We start from the raw sequence: 14,285 nt of genomic DNA on the forward strand, positions 1-14,285 counted from the left end.
CGGAGACCGACGATGGCTACAGAGACTCAACAAGGAACACAAGGGGCGTTGCGTGTCGCGTTCATTGGCCTTGGCAACATGGGCGGGCCGATGGCGGCCAATCTGGTCAAGGCCGGACATGCGGTGCGTGGCTTCGATTTGTCCGGCAGCGCGGTGGACCGACTGGCCGCGGCCGGCGGGCATGCCGCGACGTCCATTGCCGACGCCGTGCGCGATGCGCAGGTGGTCATCACGATGCTGCCGGCGGGAGAGCATGTGCTGGCCGCCTACGACGGTCCGGACGGCGTGCTCGCGAATGCCGCGCCCGACGCCGTGCTGATCGACAGCAGCACGGTGCCGCCGGAAATTCCCCGTCAGTTGGCGAAGCTCGCGCGACCGGGCACGCGACTGCTCGACGCGCCCGTCTCAGGCGGCACGGCGGGGGCAGCCGCCGGCACGCTCACCTTCATGGTGGGGGGCGACGCGGCGCTCGTCGAGCGCATGCGTCCGCTGCTCGCTGACATGGGGCGAGCGATCCATCACGGCGGTCCGCTGGGCGCCGGGCAGACGCTCAAGCTGTGCAACAACATGTTGCTGGGCATTCTGATGGCGGGCACGAGCGAAGCGCTGCGTCTGGGCATTGCCAACGGGCTCGACCCGAAGGTGCTCTCGGCGGTCATGCAGCAAAGCTCGGGCCGCAACTGGACGCTGGAGGTTTATAACCCCTGTCCGGGCGTGATGGAGAATGCGGCGTCCTCGCGCGGTTACACGGGTGGCTTTGCCACCGATCTGATGGCGAAGGATTTGCGTCTGGCGCACGGGGCGGCCGAGGCCAGCGATGTGGCCACCCCACTGGGCGATCTGGCACGGCGCATCTTCGAGGTGCATCGCGCTAACGGCCATGGGGCACTCGACTTCTCAAGCATTTTTCAGGACCCGGTGACGCTGGCGCAGGCACTCGATGTGAAGTAATTCTCGTCGGGTCAGGCGGACCAAACGCCCGTCGGCTTTGCGGCCGACGGGCGTTGATTTTTGCAGATGGTCCAGACCGTTGGGGCGGACGCCCCCGATACGAACCGATACGAACCGACCCGAACCGGTATCTGCCGTGAGCGCCGGTCCGTAAGAGATCATATGGTGCGAGACGTTCATGATCGTGATTGGCCCGAGGCGCGCCACGACAGCGTATTGGCATTCTCGCCACGCGTGCGCACACCGGATGGCGATGTTTCAATCGGTTGCAACCATTTCAAACCCGCCAATATGGGCGTATCATCGCGCCGCAGCGGCTTCCCCCACAGCCGGTCTTCGCGCGCTTGCGAGCGCCTTTTGTTGCCATGATCGTTCGACCCAATCTGCACTGGCTGCGCATGCTCTTCGTCGTGCGCGGCTCGATCTTGCCCAAGATCGCCCCGCAGCTCATCTTCACCACGATCATTTCGATTGTCGTCACGCTCGCCCACGGGCGCATCTTCGAATGGAAGATTCCGCTGACGTTCATCCCGTTCTCGCTGATCGGTATTACGCTCGCGATCTTTCTCGGCTTTCGTAACACCACGAGCTACGCCCGTTACTGGGAAGCCCGCATGCTCTGGGGCAGCGTGCTCAACGAGACGCGCGCCTTGGCCCGCCAGTCGATGACGCTGGTGTCGGATACCTCGGATTCGCCGCGCTTCGTTGCTTATCTCATCGCCTTCGTGCACGGTATGCGCCATCAATTGCGCGGTACCGATCCCCGTGCCGACTTCGAGCGACTGCTCGGCACGGAAGACGTGGCGTGCCTCACGCGCAAGCAGTTCAAACCGATCACGATCCTCCTCATGGCGGGCGAATGGCTGCGCGAGCGCCGCAGGCAAGGGCAGATCGACGCACCGCTTGCTCAGGTCATGGAAATGCATCTGGACCGCCTCGGCGAAGCCATCGGGGGCTGCGAGCGGATCGCGACCACGCCGATTCCGTTCACCTACGGCGTGATCCTGCATCGCGTCACTTACCTCTACAGTCTGCTGTTGCCGTTCGGGCTGGTCGACTCCATTGGTCCGATGACCCCGGTGATCGTGGCCTTCATCTCGTACACCTTCTTTGCGCTCGAAGCGGTCAGCGCCGAGATCGAGGAGCCGTTCGGGCTGGAGCCGAACGACCTCGCGCTCGACGCCATGTCCGAGACCATCGAGCAATCGCTGCGCGAAGTCCTTCACCGTCAGCACACCGCCCAGGTACGGCCGCGCGATCACCACATCATCACTTGAGGCGTCGATACTAAAGTTCTTGCTTTAGTTTTTTGAACGTCTATACTCAAGCACATGCTTGACCATGACAACGCCCTCGATCTGACCTTTCAGGCACTGGCCGACGTGTCGCGCCGCGCAATGCTCGTGCGGCTCGCGCAGGGGCCGGCGTCGGTGAGTGCGCTTGCCCAGCCGTTGGCGATGTCGTTGCAGGCAGTCATGCAGCACCTGGCCGTGCTCGAGAGTGCGGGGCTGGTGCGAACGGAAAAGGCCGGCCGTGTGCGCACGTGCCGGATCGAACCCCAGGCGCTGAGCCTTGCCGAACGATGGATCAACCAGCGCCGTCACGAGTGGGAAGGTCACCTCGACCGTTTGGGCGAGTATCTGGCCAGCCTGCCCCCCGAAGGAGCGTTTCATGAGGACAGCAAGTGAAACCCAGACTGCGGCAAAGCCGCAGCCGCTAACGGTCGGCCGGACTTACGCCACCTCACGGGAAACGGTATTTCGAGCCTGGACAACGACCGAGGCGGTGAAGCGCTGGTTTTGTCCAACGGGCTACACCGTCCCGGAAGCGAAGATCGAGGCCCGCGTGGGCGGCGCTTTCGACCTGAAAATGGAATCGCCGGAAGGCGAAGCGCACTGGATTCGAGGACGTTTCCTGGAGATCGATGCGCCCCGGCGCCTCGTGATCGACATGGAAGTGACCGATGCCAAAGGGCTGGCGCTGTTCGGCGCACTCACGACGGCATCGTTCACCGATGTGGCGCAAGGTACGCGTCTGGACGTCGAGCAACGCTATACCGTGCACGATCCTGCCTATGCCTGGATGCCCGAAGGCGCGAGCGCCGGCTGGACGCAGACGTTGGACAAACTCGGTCGCGAAGTCATGCGCGAGGCTGGGGAGCCAACGCAGCGCAGTGTGGTGCACGCGACTTTCCGCATCGAGCGTCAGTACCCCGCTTCTCCCGCCCGCGTCTTTCGGGCGCTGACCGAGCGCGAAGCGAAGGATCGCTGGTTCGCCAGCAGTGAGGGGCTCACGGTGCTGGAGCGCTCGATGGATGCCCGGCCCGGCGGACGGGAGCGTGTGAGCGGGCGCTGGACAAGCGGTATGGTGTCGACGTTCGATGCGGTGTATTTCGACGTCGTGCCCGATACGCGGCTTGTTTATTCCTACGAAATGCATCTGGATACCCGCAAGATATCGGTGTCGCTCGCGACGATTGATCTTCGTGCGCACGACGGCGGCACGCATCTCGTCATGACCGAGCAAGGTGCCTTTCTGGATGGCTACGACGACGCCGGTTCGCGCGAGCGTGGCACGCAGTTCCTGCTCGACGCCCTCGGCGCATCGCTCACAGACTGAGCCGTCACCCTCTCCCTTTCTTTCGTGTCGTTGACGCCGCTTTCCCCTCGGTTTCGTGAGGGGGAGCGGCGTTTGTCATGAATGAGCGCACCGATTTGGTGCGATCGATTCTCATCGAACGACGCAATAGTTCCTCGACAAATATCGCGTTTTTCATTACTGCGGCGAGTTCTAGACTTCCTTCCATCGACGGCGCAATTCAAAACAAAGTCGTCGCAACTAGACAGGAGTTAGGAAAATGAACCGCAAGAACATCGCAATCGCCCTTATCGCCGCCGTGGCCTCGCTCGGTGCCGTTGCCAGCAACGCAGCAGAAAATGGCAACAACTATCCTGAAGTCGCTTCGCAAGGTCAGCCGCTCACGCGTGCTGCCGTGCTGGCCGATCTGGCACAGGCCCGTGCTCAAGGAGTGATCCCGCACGGCGACGCCGACTATCCGGTGTATGTCGCTTCGGGCCCGGCCAAGAGCCGCACCGACGTGAAGGCCGAACTGGCTCAGGCACGTGCGCAAGGCCTGATGGCACAGAACGACGTCGACTACCCGATCGTCGCTTCGCAAGGTCCGAGCGTGTCGCGCGCCGAGGTGAAGCAGGAACTGGCCCGCGCCCGCGCCGCCGGCGAACTGGACGTCAGCCAAGGCAGCTAATCAGCCAATCGTTCGCTGGCTGTCGTAGCAAAGTCAAAAGCCGTCCCGAGTGAGAAACTCGGGACGGCTTTTTTACATGGGTACGACCGTGGCGAGGCTCAGGCTTTCATGAACCGCAGCGCGATGCGCGCGAGCCTGGGCACGAAGGTCGGGCGCAACAGGCGCTTGTCGTAGCCGTCCATGCGTCGTGCATCTTCTTCCAGGCACAGGGCGATAAGATCGCGCGGCTTGAGCGACTCGCCGATGTCGGCGGTGCCGGTCGCGGGGAAATTGGCGTCTCGCGCCACACCATCGGTATCGATGCCGCGTGCAATCGCCATGCGATCCCAGATCAACGTGACCCAGACCGCCGCGACGCGTGCATAGAACCACGGTCGCTTCCAGAAAGGCAGATTGCGCCGGTGCCACGCCACCCAGTTCGCGAAGAACAGAATGTGGCGGGCTTCTTCCTGAATGACGGGCTCGAAGGTCTCGACCAGTGCCTCCGGAAAGTAGCCGGAGCGTTGGGCCGAACGGAACAGACCGAAGGCCACGAAACTGTCGATGCACTCGCTAAAGCCGGTTTTCATCCATGCCCATTCGGCGTCTTTGGGCGGCGGATAGGGCGGTTCGGGTGCGAGTTCGATGCCGTAGGCTTCGACCAGCTTGGAGAGTACGACCTTGTGGCGTGCTTCTTCCTCGCCATCCATGACGAGCGCCTCGCGCAACAGCGGGTCCTGAATCGTGCCGGCGTAGGTGGCCACGCGTATCGACGCACGGCCTTCGGTCTGCACGGCAATGTCCCAGATGGGCAGGGCAGTCAGCCGCTTGAGCGCATCGGCAGGCAGCGTCGGCCAGTCGATGACCGAAGGCTTGTAAGGGTTGTGGGACTCGAGCAGCATGCGGCAGAACATGCGTTTGTGGGAGTCCGAACCAATTGCCACAGGACCATCGACATCGTATTGCCAATGGCGCATGACATGGTCAGCTTCCGCGACGGCTACCGCTAGCGTGTCGGACATCTGGTCGGGATATCGCATGAGGTATGAATCTTGTCAGCGTCGGCAAAAATCATACCATCAAGCGATGGCCGGGCGTCGTGCAGGATCGCTGCCCATCGCGCCCGGCATGCTTGAACGGCGCGTCAGAACAGATACATGCCGGCGATGAAAATGACGCCCGAAAACAGCAGGGCCGTGACGCAATAGCCCATGATGTCGCGCACGCCCAACCCGGCAATGGCGAGTGCAGGCAATGCCCAGAACGGTTGCGCCATGTTCGTCCACGCTTCGCCGTAGGCAATCGCCATCGCGGCCTTGCCCATGTCGGCCCCCAGCGCTTGCGCGGCGGGCATCACGAACGGCCCTTGCACGACCCAGTGGCCACCGCCCGAAGGCACGGCGAAGTTGATCACGGCCGAGCTGAGGAAAGCGAGCAGCGGGAACGTATGCGCGTTGGCGATCTCAATGAACCAGTTCGTGATGACGCCGGCGAGTCCCGAGTGATCCATGGTTGCCTGAATGCCGGCGTAGAACGGAAACTGGATCATGATGCCGGACGCGCCGCGTGCCGCATTCGCCACGGCGCGCGCGTAGGCCATCGGCGTGCGGTGCAGCAAAATGCCGATGCCGAGGAATGCGATGTTCACGGTGTCGATATCGAGCGAGAAGCCCTTGGTGAGGGTGCGCAGTATGAGGTACCCGGCGATCAGAACGAAGACCAGCAGGGAGAGCAGGCGGCTTTCCTCGAGCTTTTCGGCGAGCGTGGCGTCGGGGCCAAGCACGCGCTCGTGGGTCGGTTCGTCGACCAGCAACTTCGGATCGACCGATACCACTTCGTTCGGGCGCGGCATCATCGCGCGCGCGAGCAACGGCAGCATGACGATCAATCCGATCGTGATGAAGGCGTTGTATCCGGTGAAAAGCGTTTGTGAGACGGGAATCAGTCCGACGACCTTTTCCATCGGATTGCCATGCGTTGCCGCTACGAGTGGTACCGAACCGGACAACCCGCCGTGCCACGTCAGAAAGCCCATATAGGCGCATGCGACGAGCAGACGATAATCGGTGCCCTTCACCTGGCGCGCGACTTCACGCGCGAACATGGCGCCGAGCACGAGGCCGAAGCCCCAGTTGATCGCACACGCCACGCCGGCGAGCAACGCGACCATCATCGTCGCTTGTGCCGGCGATCGCGCCGCGCCGGCCAGCGCGGCCATGGCACGCTTCATCGGCGCGGAGCTGGCGAGGGCGTGACCGGTCACCAGAATCATCGCCATCTGCATCGAGAAGGCGAGCAGATTCCAGAATCCCGAGCCCCACAACAACACGAGATCGCCCGGCGTCTTGGGAGTGAAACCCAAGGCCAACGCGAAGGTCATGATGGTGAGAAAAATCGCAAAGATGAGTGGGTCGGGCAAAAAGCGATGCACCACTTGCGTGAAAAAAAGGGAAATACGCTTGACCACAGTTGCCTCTTCCTTATTGTTAACATATTAATTTCGGCATTCTGCCACGCCCTCCCGGCAAGGACATGACGTAAAACTGCGTAATGCCAAAGCGGCAGCGCGTGTGGCATGCGCGCGTGACGGCGCTGTGATCCCGGTCGTGAAATATTTGGTAATTGTTGCAGTGCGTGCAACGCAGGTATTCGCCGGAGAACGTATATCGGCGACACACAGATGCTTAGACTGTGGAGTCCGCTGTGGCTGTTTCGCAGCTTTTCGTACTGGACTCATCATGACGCTGACCCTTGAGCAACTCTTCCCGCAGCATCGTCCTGAAGGTGACGCCGTAGCGACGGCGCTCGACAGCCACGCCGTCGTGCAGGCGCTGTCGCTGGCCTGTGCCGAGCATCCGCTTGTCTTGCTGCGCATGATGTACCCGGCGACCGATGCGAACACGCACCGCAGCCGCGACGAGCTGGCGGAAGTGCTGCATCGCCACGGGCTGCATCAGGTTGCGGGGTTGATCGAAGAGGAATCGCCGTATCTGATGTTCACGTCGGCCGAGCACGCGCATCTCACGCTCGTGGAAATCCGCCGTTACTCGGCGGCCATCGCCGTGCATCTTTACTATCGTGGGCTGGCTGGCAGCGATGCTGAAGCGCGCCTGCGTGCGGATGCGACGGCGCCGGCCGAAGGACATTTCCGTCCGTTCGACGGTTTCGCCCGCGCGATGTAAGCGAATCCGCAGGCACGGGCAAAGTGCCCCGGGGGCGCTGCCGGTCTGAGGGCCTGTGAGACTCAGGTGCGGCTGTCGTCCGGGGTGGGCGGATTGCCGGAAGGCCGGGACGTTACGGATGCCGATGGGTTGGACGGGGCGGGTGCCGGTGTCATGTCGGGTGCCGTTTCGCCGTCCCAGCCAAACGTGACCTGCCGCTGAGCACGACGCTGCTCGCGCTCGCGCGTCATCTGTTCCTCGAATTGACGGCGGCCTTCCTTGGCCGTGGCGATCATCTTGTTGCGATCCTGATAGGCCGGATACATCTCGTCGGTGAGTTGCAGATTGGCGCGACGAAACGCCATCGTCGCCTCGCGGGCTTCGGCAGCAGGCCAGCCCAGTTCCTCCAGCACCGAGCGCGCGCTGCGCAGCGACGACTCGAAGACCTCCCGCTCGATGTGTTTCACGCCGCGATCACGAAGCTGGAACAAGTGGCCGACGTTACGCGCCCGCGCCACCACCGGAACGTTGGGGAAGTTCTCGCGCATCAGGTCCACGATCTCCAGCGACTGATCCACATCGTCGACCGCCACGACAACGGCGCGCGCCTGCGCGACCCCCGCGATGCGCAGCAGATCGAGACGCGTGGCGTCGCCATAGAACACGCGAAAGCCGATCTGACGCAGGCTCTCGATGGTGTCGGGATCATGGTCGAGCACCGTGACCGACACGCCTTGCGGCACCAGCGCCCGGCCGACGATCTGGCCGTAGCGTCCGAAACCGCAAATCACGACGCTGGCTGACTGCGGCTCGGCAATTTCTTCCATGAGGGGCGATCCCTTCAGGCTGTAGCGCGGCAACAGCCATTTGTCGATGGCCACGAGCAGCAGTGGCGAGATCAGCATTGACAGTGCAACGGCGCCGATCAGGAACGACGACACAGCCGGCGGCAAGACTTGCGGTCCTGCCGATTGGAACACCACGAAAGCGAATTCGCCGCCCTGCGCGAGCAGCAGCGTGAAGATCGGCCGTTCCTGATAGGGCAGTTGCATCAGTCGCGATACCCCGTAAATGGCCAGCCCCTTCAGCGCCATGAAGCCGACGACCACGGCGATCATGCGAAGCGGTTGCGCAAGCAGAACACCGAAGTCGATGCTCATGCCCACGGCAATGAAGAACAGGCCGAGAAGCAGGCCCTTGAACGGCTCGATGTCGGTTTCCAGTTCGCGCCGGTATTCGCTCTCGGCGAGCAGCACACCGGCGAGGAAGGCGCCGAGCGCCATCGACAGGCCGACCCACTGCATCAGGGCGGCGATGGCGACGACCAGCAATAGCGACGCCGCAGTGAATATCTCGGGGGTGCGGCTGTTGGCGATCCAACGCAGCAACGGGCGCAACGCGAGGCGCCCGCCGAGGATGATCGCGGCAATCACGCCCACGATCTTCAATGCTTCGAGCGCACGCGCGGTGCCCGTCATTACGTGGCTGTCGACCGAGTTGGCGAGCAGCGGCAGCAGCGCGAGAATCGGGATCGCGGCCACGTCCTGAAACAGCAGGATCGAGAAGCCGGCCTGACCGCTTGGCGTGGCGAGCAGATTGCGCTCCGCCATCACTTGCAAGGCGATCGCAGTGGACGACAACGCGAGGCCGAGAGCTGCCACGAGAGCGATGCGCCACGGCGCGCCCACCACAATGGCCACCGCGAAGAGCAGCACAGCGCAGCCCAGCACCTGCGCCGATCCCCATCCGAAGATCGGTCGTCGCAAATTCCACAGTCGTCGCGGTTCCAGTTCGAGGCCGACAAGGAACAGCATGAGCACCACGCCGAACTCGGCGAAGTGCAGCACGTCTTCCACGCGCGAGACGAGACCGAGACCCCACGGGCCGATCGCGATGCCCGCGGCGAGGTAACCGATGATCGCGCCGAGCCCCAGAGCACGGGACAGCGGCACGACGATGACGGCCGCTGCGAGGTAGATCAGACTGGCGAGCAACCAGGCGGGCACATGTTCCATCAGGCGGCGCTCCCTGTGTCTGCGGTGGTGGTGGGGGCGCTGTCTGTCGCGCCACCCGGACGATCCGTTGCCGGAATGTCCTGACATTCGGGCGCGTCCGCCATCGAGATCAGCGTCGGCCACAGCGGATACGTTGCCAACCGGCCGGCGAACTCGCTCACATGCGCATCGAGGGTGGCATCGTCGCTGCGTCGCGCCCCATGAAACACATGCGGCGGGAGGAAGCGCATGCCGCACAGCCGTGCCGTTTGTTCGTAAGCGGGCAGGAAGGCCGAGAAATCATGCTGGTTGTAGCCCTCGGGGCGGTAGCTCGATGCCGGGCCGCCCGTGCTGGCCACGAGCCACAGGTCCTTGTTGGCGAGTGCATGGCCGTCGTGGCCGTAGGCCCAACCCCACGACAGCACTTCATCGAGCCAGAGCTTTTGCAGTGGCGGCATGCTGTACCAATAGATTGGATGGACCAGCACGATCAGGTCGGCCCGGGCGACACGTCGTTGTTCTGCCGCGACATCGATGCTGAAGTCGGGGTACGTCGAGTACAGATCGTTGACGTCGACACCGGCGATGCTGCGAGCGGCATCGAGCAGGCGGCGATTCACGCGTGAGTCGCGCCAGCGCGGATGCGCCACGATGACATAGATGGGACGATCCGCACCGGCATGGATCGCGGCGTCGGAGTTATGGGAAGCGCTCGAGAGGCGGGTGGATGCGGGGGCAGTCATGCCGGGGAGAATACCGCATTCGTGTGACTCCCGACATCGCTGCGTTGAGTCCGGTGATGCCGGGCAGAGGCGGTGCCGGGTTAAAGACTGCGGTAGCGAAAGCCGTTAAGTGTGGATAAGCTCAGGTCAGCAAGATTCAGCTTTCGAGGGACGCGATGCGCCGCCGGGCGCGTCGTGGTCAAAAGGACAAATAACAAGAACCTTCGCGTCAGCGCGGCTTCAACGCTCGCGCCTTCGCCATACCGACATGTCGCCGCAAGCCTTTCGTACTACCGTCAATCTGATCTATCACGGCCGCAACGTGGCGCTCGCGCTGTTGCTCGTGGCGTTGCTCTACAACCAGACGTTCTGGGTTTTCGTGAGCGCTGTCGCGGCCGCGATCTGTACCGGTGCGCTGCAAGAGGCCGCGCGCATGCCGGAAGACGACGACCTGCCGCCGCGTCCGCTTGTCATTCAGGTGTTGCGCATTTCCGTGCCGCTGCTGCTCACCATGTTCGCGATCGGCTACGGCGCGGTCTGGCTCAATCGCAATTTCGGCTAACCCAGGCAGAAGGCGGCCAGACGCAGGCGCGCGTGGCGCACAAGCACGATTTCCGGCCCGTGCGCCACGCGTGTCGCACCGTTATTTGACGAACTGGATATCGTTCGGCGCCTGAGGCGGGAGCTTCACAGCCAGCACCTTGAACTCGCCACTGGTGTTCTGCGACCCCGCGTGCACCGTGCCGCGCGGGATCACGATCAGGTCACCCGGATGCACCTCGCGCTGCTGGTCGCCCAGCCAGAAGGTGCCACTGCCGGAAATTACATACTGAATTTCGTCGGCTTCCTGGTGGGTGTGACGCGGCACGTTGCCGCTTTGCACCGCAATCGTGCCGTTGGGCGTGGCGACCAGGGTACGTGTACGCAGCGTGCCGACATTGGGCACGAGCTTGCCGATCTGGTCGTCGGTCATGGCGCCGACGTCGATGATCTGGGCAGTCAGCGCAGCGGCTTGTGCCATCGCGCCGGGCATCAGGTGGTCGGAGAGGAAGCCCGCAGCGAACGCGGCGGGTACGGCGGCAAGCAGGACATAGCGACGCATGTTCTTTTTTCCTTTGCAGGGACGTGATGAAACGGCAGCAAGGGGAGCTACGGACGAACGACTTGCGTGAAGCGAGATGCGGGAAGGCAGCGCCCGTCGTCATGACGGGGAAGGCTCGCGGCACAGCGAAGTGTGCGGCGAGCCCTGTGACGGACTATACGCGCTCTCGCGCCGGGGCGCGAGACGGCGCAGTCGATGTAACGACGATCAGGATGGCGTGTGCTGTGCGTCGCCGCGCTTGTGCAGCAGGGCGTTGCGACGGGCATACGTGAAGTAGATCACCATGCCGATGACGAGCCACACGACGAAGGCGATCCACGTGGTCGCTTGCAGGTGGGCCATCAGGAACAGGCACAGACCGGCGGAGATGAGCGGCACGACCGGCGCGCCCGGCACACGGAACGCGCGGGGCAGATCCGGACGTGTGCGACGCAGCACCAGCACGGCTACCGACACCAGCGCGAACGCGGACAGCGTGCCGATATTGATCAGCTCGGCGAGCACGCCCAGCGGCACGAAGCCGGCGATGACGGCGAACACTACACCGATGATCCACGTGCCCGCGAACGGCGTCTTGTGCTTCGGGTGAATGCTCGAGAGCATCGGCGGCAGCAGACCGTCGCGCGACATCGCGTAAGTGATGCGTGTCTGGCCGTAGGTCATCACCAGAATCACGGTCGTCATGCCGAGAATCGCCCCCAGATCGACGAAGCCCGCGACCCAGTTTTGCCCGGCGTATTGCAGGGCCAGCGAGACCGGATGGTCGACGCCCGCAAACTGCGCGAAGGGCACGATACCGGTCATGATCGCGGCGACCGTCACATACAGCAGCGTGCAGACGATAAGCGAGCCGATGATGCCGATGGGCAGATCGCGCCCCGGGTTCCGGACTTCTTCGGCGGCCGACGTCACGGCGTCGAAGCCGATGAAGGCGAAGAACACGAGGGCCGCCGCGTTGAACATGCCGCTGGTGCCAAACGGCATGAATGGCGTCCAGTTGGCGGGCTTCACGTGCCAGACGCCCACGGCGATGAACAGCAGCACCACACCGATCTTGATCGCCACCATCACGTTGTTGATGCGGGCGGACTCACGCACGCCGTATGACAGCACCCACGTGATGAGCAGCATGATGACGACGGCCGGCAGGTTGATGAACGTCGAGACGCCCGGCACGCTGCCCGGTGCGGCCGTGATCGCCGCCGGCAGTTGCAGACCGAAGCCTGCCGCGAGCGACTGGAAGTAGCCCGACCAGCCGACCGACACGGCGGACGATGCCAGACCGTACTCGAGCATCAGATCCCAGCCGATGATCCACGCGACGATTTCGCCAAGTGTGGCGTAGCTGTACGTGTAGATCGAGCCGGAGACCGGAATCGTCGACGCGAATTCGGCGTAGCACAGGGCGGCGAAGCCGCAAGCCATGGCCGCGATGATGAACGAGACGGTGAGCGCGGGGCCGGCAGTGAGGGCGCCGGTGCCTGTCAGGACAAAAATGCCGGTGCCGATGATGGCGCCGATGCCCATCAGGACGAGATCGACCGGCCCCAGCACTTTCTTGAGACTGCCGGTGCGGCTCGCGACCAGCATGTTCTCGATGTTTTTGGTTCGAAAAAGACTCATGACCTGCTAAAGGTTCCTGCAACGTGTGCCCCTGGCGTTCGCGTTGTGCGCACCATGGGGGGAATTCGCGGGAGACGTGTCCCGCGACCTGGCTGCAAGGGCACCCCGGGCTTGTGGCCGCTCGTTCCCATGCCTGGCGAATCGCCACAGGGCTTCACGAACCACGTCACTGAGCTAACGCCGCCGGTGCGCGAGGCACAGGCGTTCGGGCCGTCATCGGCGTGCGCGGATGGCGCGTGCCGGATGTGGCATGGCGATAGGCAACCGCGACGTGCGAAGGGCACGCCGGGCGGGACGAACACGATCGAGACTGACGGAGGATCCTGCCGGACTGCCGTGACCGTCGCGGTTTTCGCAACGGCACACCGGAGAAAGTGGTCTGCAATGTGAGGGCCACGTCGACGCGGGGGCGTCGGTCGGGCCAAGGCTCGCTGTCCTGCGGTCCGGCCATCGGTACCTGATCGGCACCTTCGCCTGGCCGGAATTGCTCACATTTTAAGCGTTTTTCCTAACGCTCGTGCAGCGGTTGCTGAATTTGGGGTCATATTGCCCGGGAATGGCGATGAAGCGGGAGGCCGGGCAAGCGGCGGCGGCCGTTCGCGTCGCGCTGGGGCGACACTTGCGGCCGTTCGCGTCAGCGATTCTGCCCGCCGGGGCCACCGCCCCCATGTCCGCCCCCGCCGGGTGGGCGTCCCCCATGGCCGCCTCCATGGCCACCTCCATGTCCGCCTCCATTACCACCTCCATTACCGCCACCCCCGGGAGGGCGCGGGCCGTGCCCCCCGCTGCCGCCCGGCGGGCGTGGGCCAGGCCCGGCGCCATGGCCCGGAGGCCGCGGCCCTGGGCCTGCACCATGTCCCGGTGGGCGTGGGCCGGGATAGTGTCCGGGCGGACGGGGTCCCGGTCCCGGGGAGTGACCGGGCGGGCGGCCGCCGCCCCACGACGGCGGACGAGGGCCGGGTGGCGGGCGATGCCAGTAGCGCTGATCGTGGTACCACGGGCGATTGCGGTAATAGTTGCTCCAATACGCACCGATGGAGAAGGTCACGATCGGCAGGCCGATCATCGTGCCGTAGTTGAGCACCGGCACCGGATTGCCCTGGTACGGATAGCTGAGAAGCGCCGCATAGATCCAGCCGCGTGTACCGGGCAGGCCGATGTCGCACCAGGAGTAGTCGGACAGACAGCCGTAGACCGTCACCGGCATTCCCGACCCGGCCTGAGCGACGACCGGATAGTCGGCTGCCGGACCCGCCCGCACATTGGCGGACGAATTGATCACCGCCTGTCCCGACTGCGCCGACGCCACGTCCGGCAGCGCGACCAGCGTCGTTGCGCCCGCGAGCACGAGCGGCAAAGTCCATTTGTTCATCTTCGTCTCCCTGTCATGACGCCGCACCGATGCCGCCATGCGCAAGGCCCGGCGAGCCTGTCGCGTGAGCAAACGCAGCGCATCTCTACCTGCATGCCGGTTCGACTGATCGTATC

14 protein-coding genes are annotated in these 14,285 nt (G+C 64.0%); 7 read left to right on the top strand and 7 right to left on the bottom strand.

Translation table 11 applies throughout. The features are described from left to right. Nucleotides 1–12 precede the first annotated feature (12 nt). The 5 genes from mmsB (at nt 13) to PI93_RS07420 (ending at nt 4,216) form a co-directional block, all read left to right on the top strand. Nucleotides 13–951 (top strand): 3-hydroxyisobutyrate dehydrogenase, encoded by a 939-nt coding sequence (gene mmsB, locus PI93_RS07400; RefSeq protein ID WP_052241147.1) that lies wholly within the window; start codon nt 13–15, stop codon nt 949–951. 365 nt (nt 952–1,316) lie between these two features. Continuing rightward, nucleotides 1,317–2,228 carry a bestrophin family protein gene (locus PI93_RS07405; protein ID WP_039375836.1) on the top strand — a complete coding sequence of 304 codons (912 nt, stop codon included), beginning with the start codon at nt 1,317–1,319 and terminating at the stop codon, nt 2,226–2,228. 54 nt (nt 2,229–2,282) lie between these two features. Then, nucleotides 2,283–2,639, top strand: coding sequence for an ArsR/SmtB family transcription factor (locus PI93_RS07410; RefSeq protein WP_039375842.1), 357 nt, complete (start codon nt 2,283–2,285; stop codon nt 2,637–2,639). Next, nucleotides 2,623–3,570 carry an SRPBCC family protein gene (locus PI93_RS07415; RefSeq protein WP_039375845.1) on the top strand — a complete coding sequence of 316 codons (948 nt, stop codon included), beginning with the start codon at nt 2,623–2,625 and terminating at the stop codon, nt 3,568–3,570. Before PI93_RS07410 ends, PI93_RS07415 begins: the two co-directional genes overlap by 17 nt. 238 nt (nt 3,571–3,808) lie before the next feature. After that, nucleotides 3,809–4,216: a DUF4148 domain-containing protein gene (locus tag PI93_RS07420; protein ID WP_039375846.1), complete on the top strand. Its 408-nt coding sequence runs from the start codon at nt 3,809–3,811 to the stop codon at nt 4,214–4,216. A 98-nt stretch (nt 4,217–4,314) separates the two neighbouring features. Here the strand turns inward: PI93_RS07420 and PI93_RS07425 are convergent, their stop codons facing one another. Both PI93_RS07425 and PI93_RS07430 read right to left on the bottom strand, forming a co-directional pair. Next, a complete protein-coding gene (locus PI93_RS07425; RefSeq protein WP_039374824.1) occupies nt 4,315–5,217 on the bottom strand; it encodes a hypothetical protein in 903 nt (300 codons plus the stop codon). A gap of 122 nt (nt 5,218–5,339) precedes the next feature. Beyond that, on the bottom strand, nt 5,340–6,662 hold the full coding sequence (locus PI93_RS07430; RefSeq protein WP_039374794.1) for a TIGR00366 family protein: 1,323 nt from the start codon (nt 6,660–6,662) through the stop codon (nt 5,340–5,342). A 271-nt stretch (nt 6,663–6,933) separates the two neighbouring features. Between PI93_RS07430 and PI93_RS07435 the strand changes: the two genes are divergently transcribed. Next, complete coding sequence (locus tag PI93_RS07435) at nt 6,934–7,377, top strand: hypothetical protein (protein ID WP_042112920.1); 444 nt, start codon at nt 6,934–6,936, stop codon at nt 7,375–7,377. Between the two features lie 62 nt (nt 7,378–7,439). Here the strand turns inward: PI93_RS07435 and kefC are convergent, their stop codons facing one another. Next, entirely contained in the window at nt 7,440–9,371 is a 1,932-nt protein-coding gene (gene kefC / locus PI93_RS07440; protein ID WP_052241053.1) for a glutathione-regulated potassium-efflux system protein KefC, read from the bottom strand. Continuing rightward, on the bottom strand, nt 9,371–10,093 hold the full coding sequence (kefF, locus tag PI93_RS07445; protein ID WP_080759462.1) for a glutathione-regulated potassium-efflux system oxidoreductase KefF: 723 nt from the start codon (nt 10,091–10,093) through the stop codon (nt 9,371–9,373). The genes kefC and kefF overlap by 1 nt, the downstream gene beginning before the upstream one ends. Nucleotides 10,094–10,340: 247 nt before the next feature. Here kefF and PI93_RS07450 point away from each other — a divergent pair, with 247 nt between their 5' ends. After that, nucleotides 10,341–10,634, top strand: coding sequence for a hypothetical protein (locus PI93_RS07450; protein ID WP_039374792.1), 294 nt, complete (start codon nt 10,341–10,343; stop codon nt 10,632–10,634). A gap of 81 nt (nt 10,635–10,715) precedes the next feature. Here PI93_RS07450 and PI93_RS07455 read toward each other — a convergent pair whose 3' ends face one another. From PI93_RS07455 to PI93_RS07465, 3 genes are all read right to left on the bottom strand, one after another. After that, complete coding sequence (locus tag PI93_RS07455; RefSeq protein WP_039374790.1) at nt 10,716–11,174, bottom strand: cupin domain-containing protein; 459 nt, start codon at nt 11,172–11,174, stop codon at nt 10,716–10,718. A 207-nt stretch (nt 11,175–11,381) separates the two neighbouring features. Further along, on the bottom strand, nt 11,382–12,797 hold the full coding sequence (locus tag PI93_RS07460; protein ID WP_039374789.1) for an amino acid permease: 1,416 nt from the start codon (nt 12,795–12,797) through the stop codon (nt 11,382–11,384). A 634-nt stretch (nt 12,798–13,431) separates the two neighbouring features. Continuing rightward, nucleotides 13,432–14,169: an SH3 domain-containing protein gene (locus PI93_RS07465; RefSeq protein WP_080759461.1), complete on the bottom strand. Its 738-nt coding sequence runs from the start codon at nt 14,167–14,169 to the stop codon at nt 13,432–13,434. Nucleotides 14,170–14,285: the final 116 nt, after the last annotated feature.

The sequence above is a fragment of the Pandoraea fibrosis genome (assembly GCF_000807775.2).
Taxonomy (GTDB): Bacteria; Pseudomonadota; Gammaproteobacteria; order Burkholderiales; family Burkholderiaceae; genus Pandoraea; species Pandoraea fibrosis.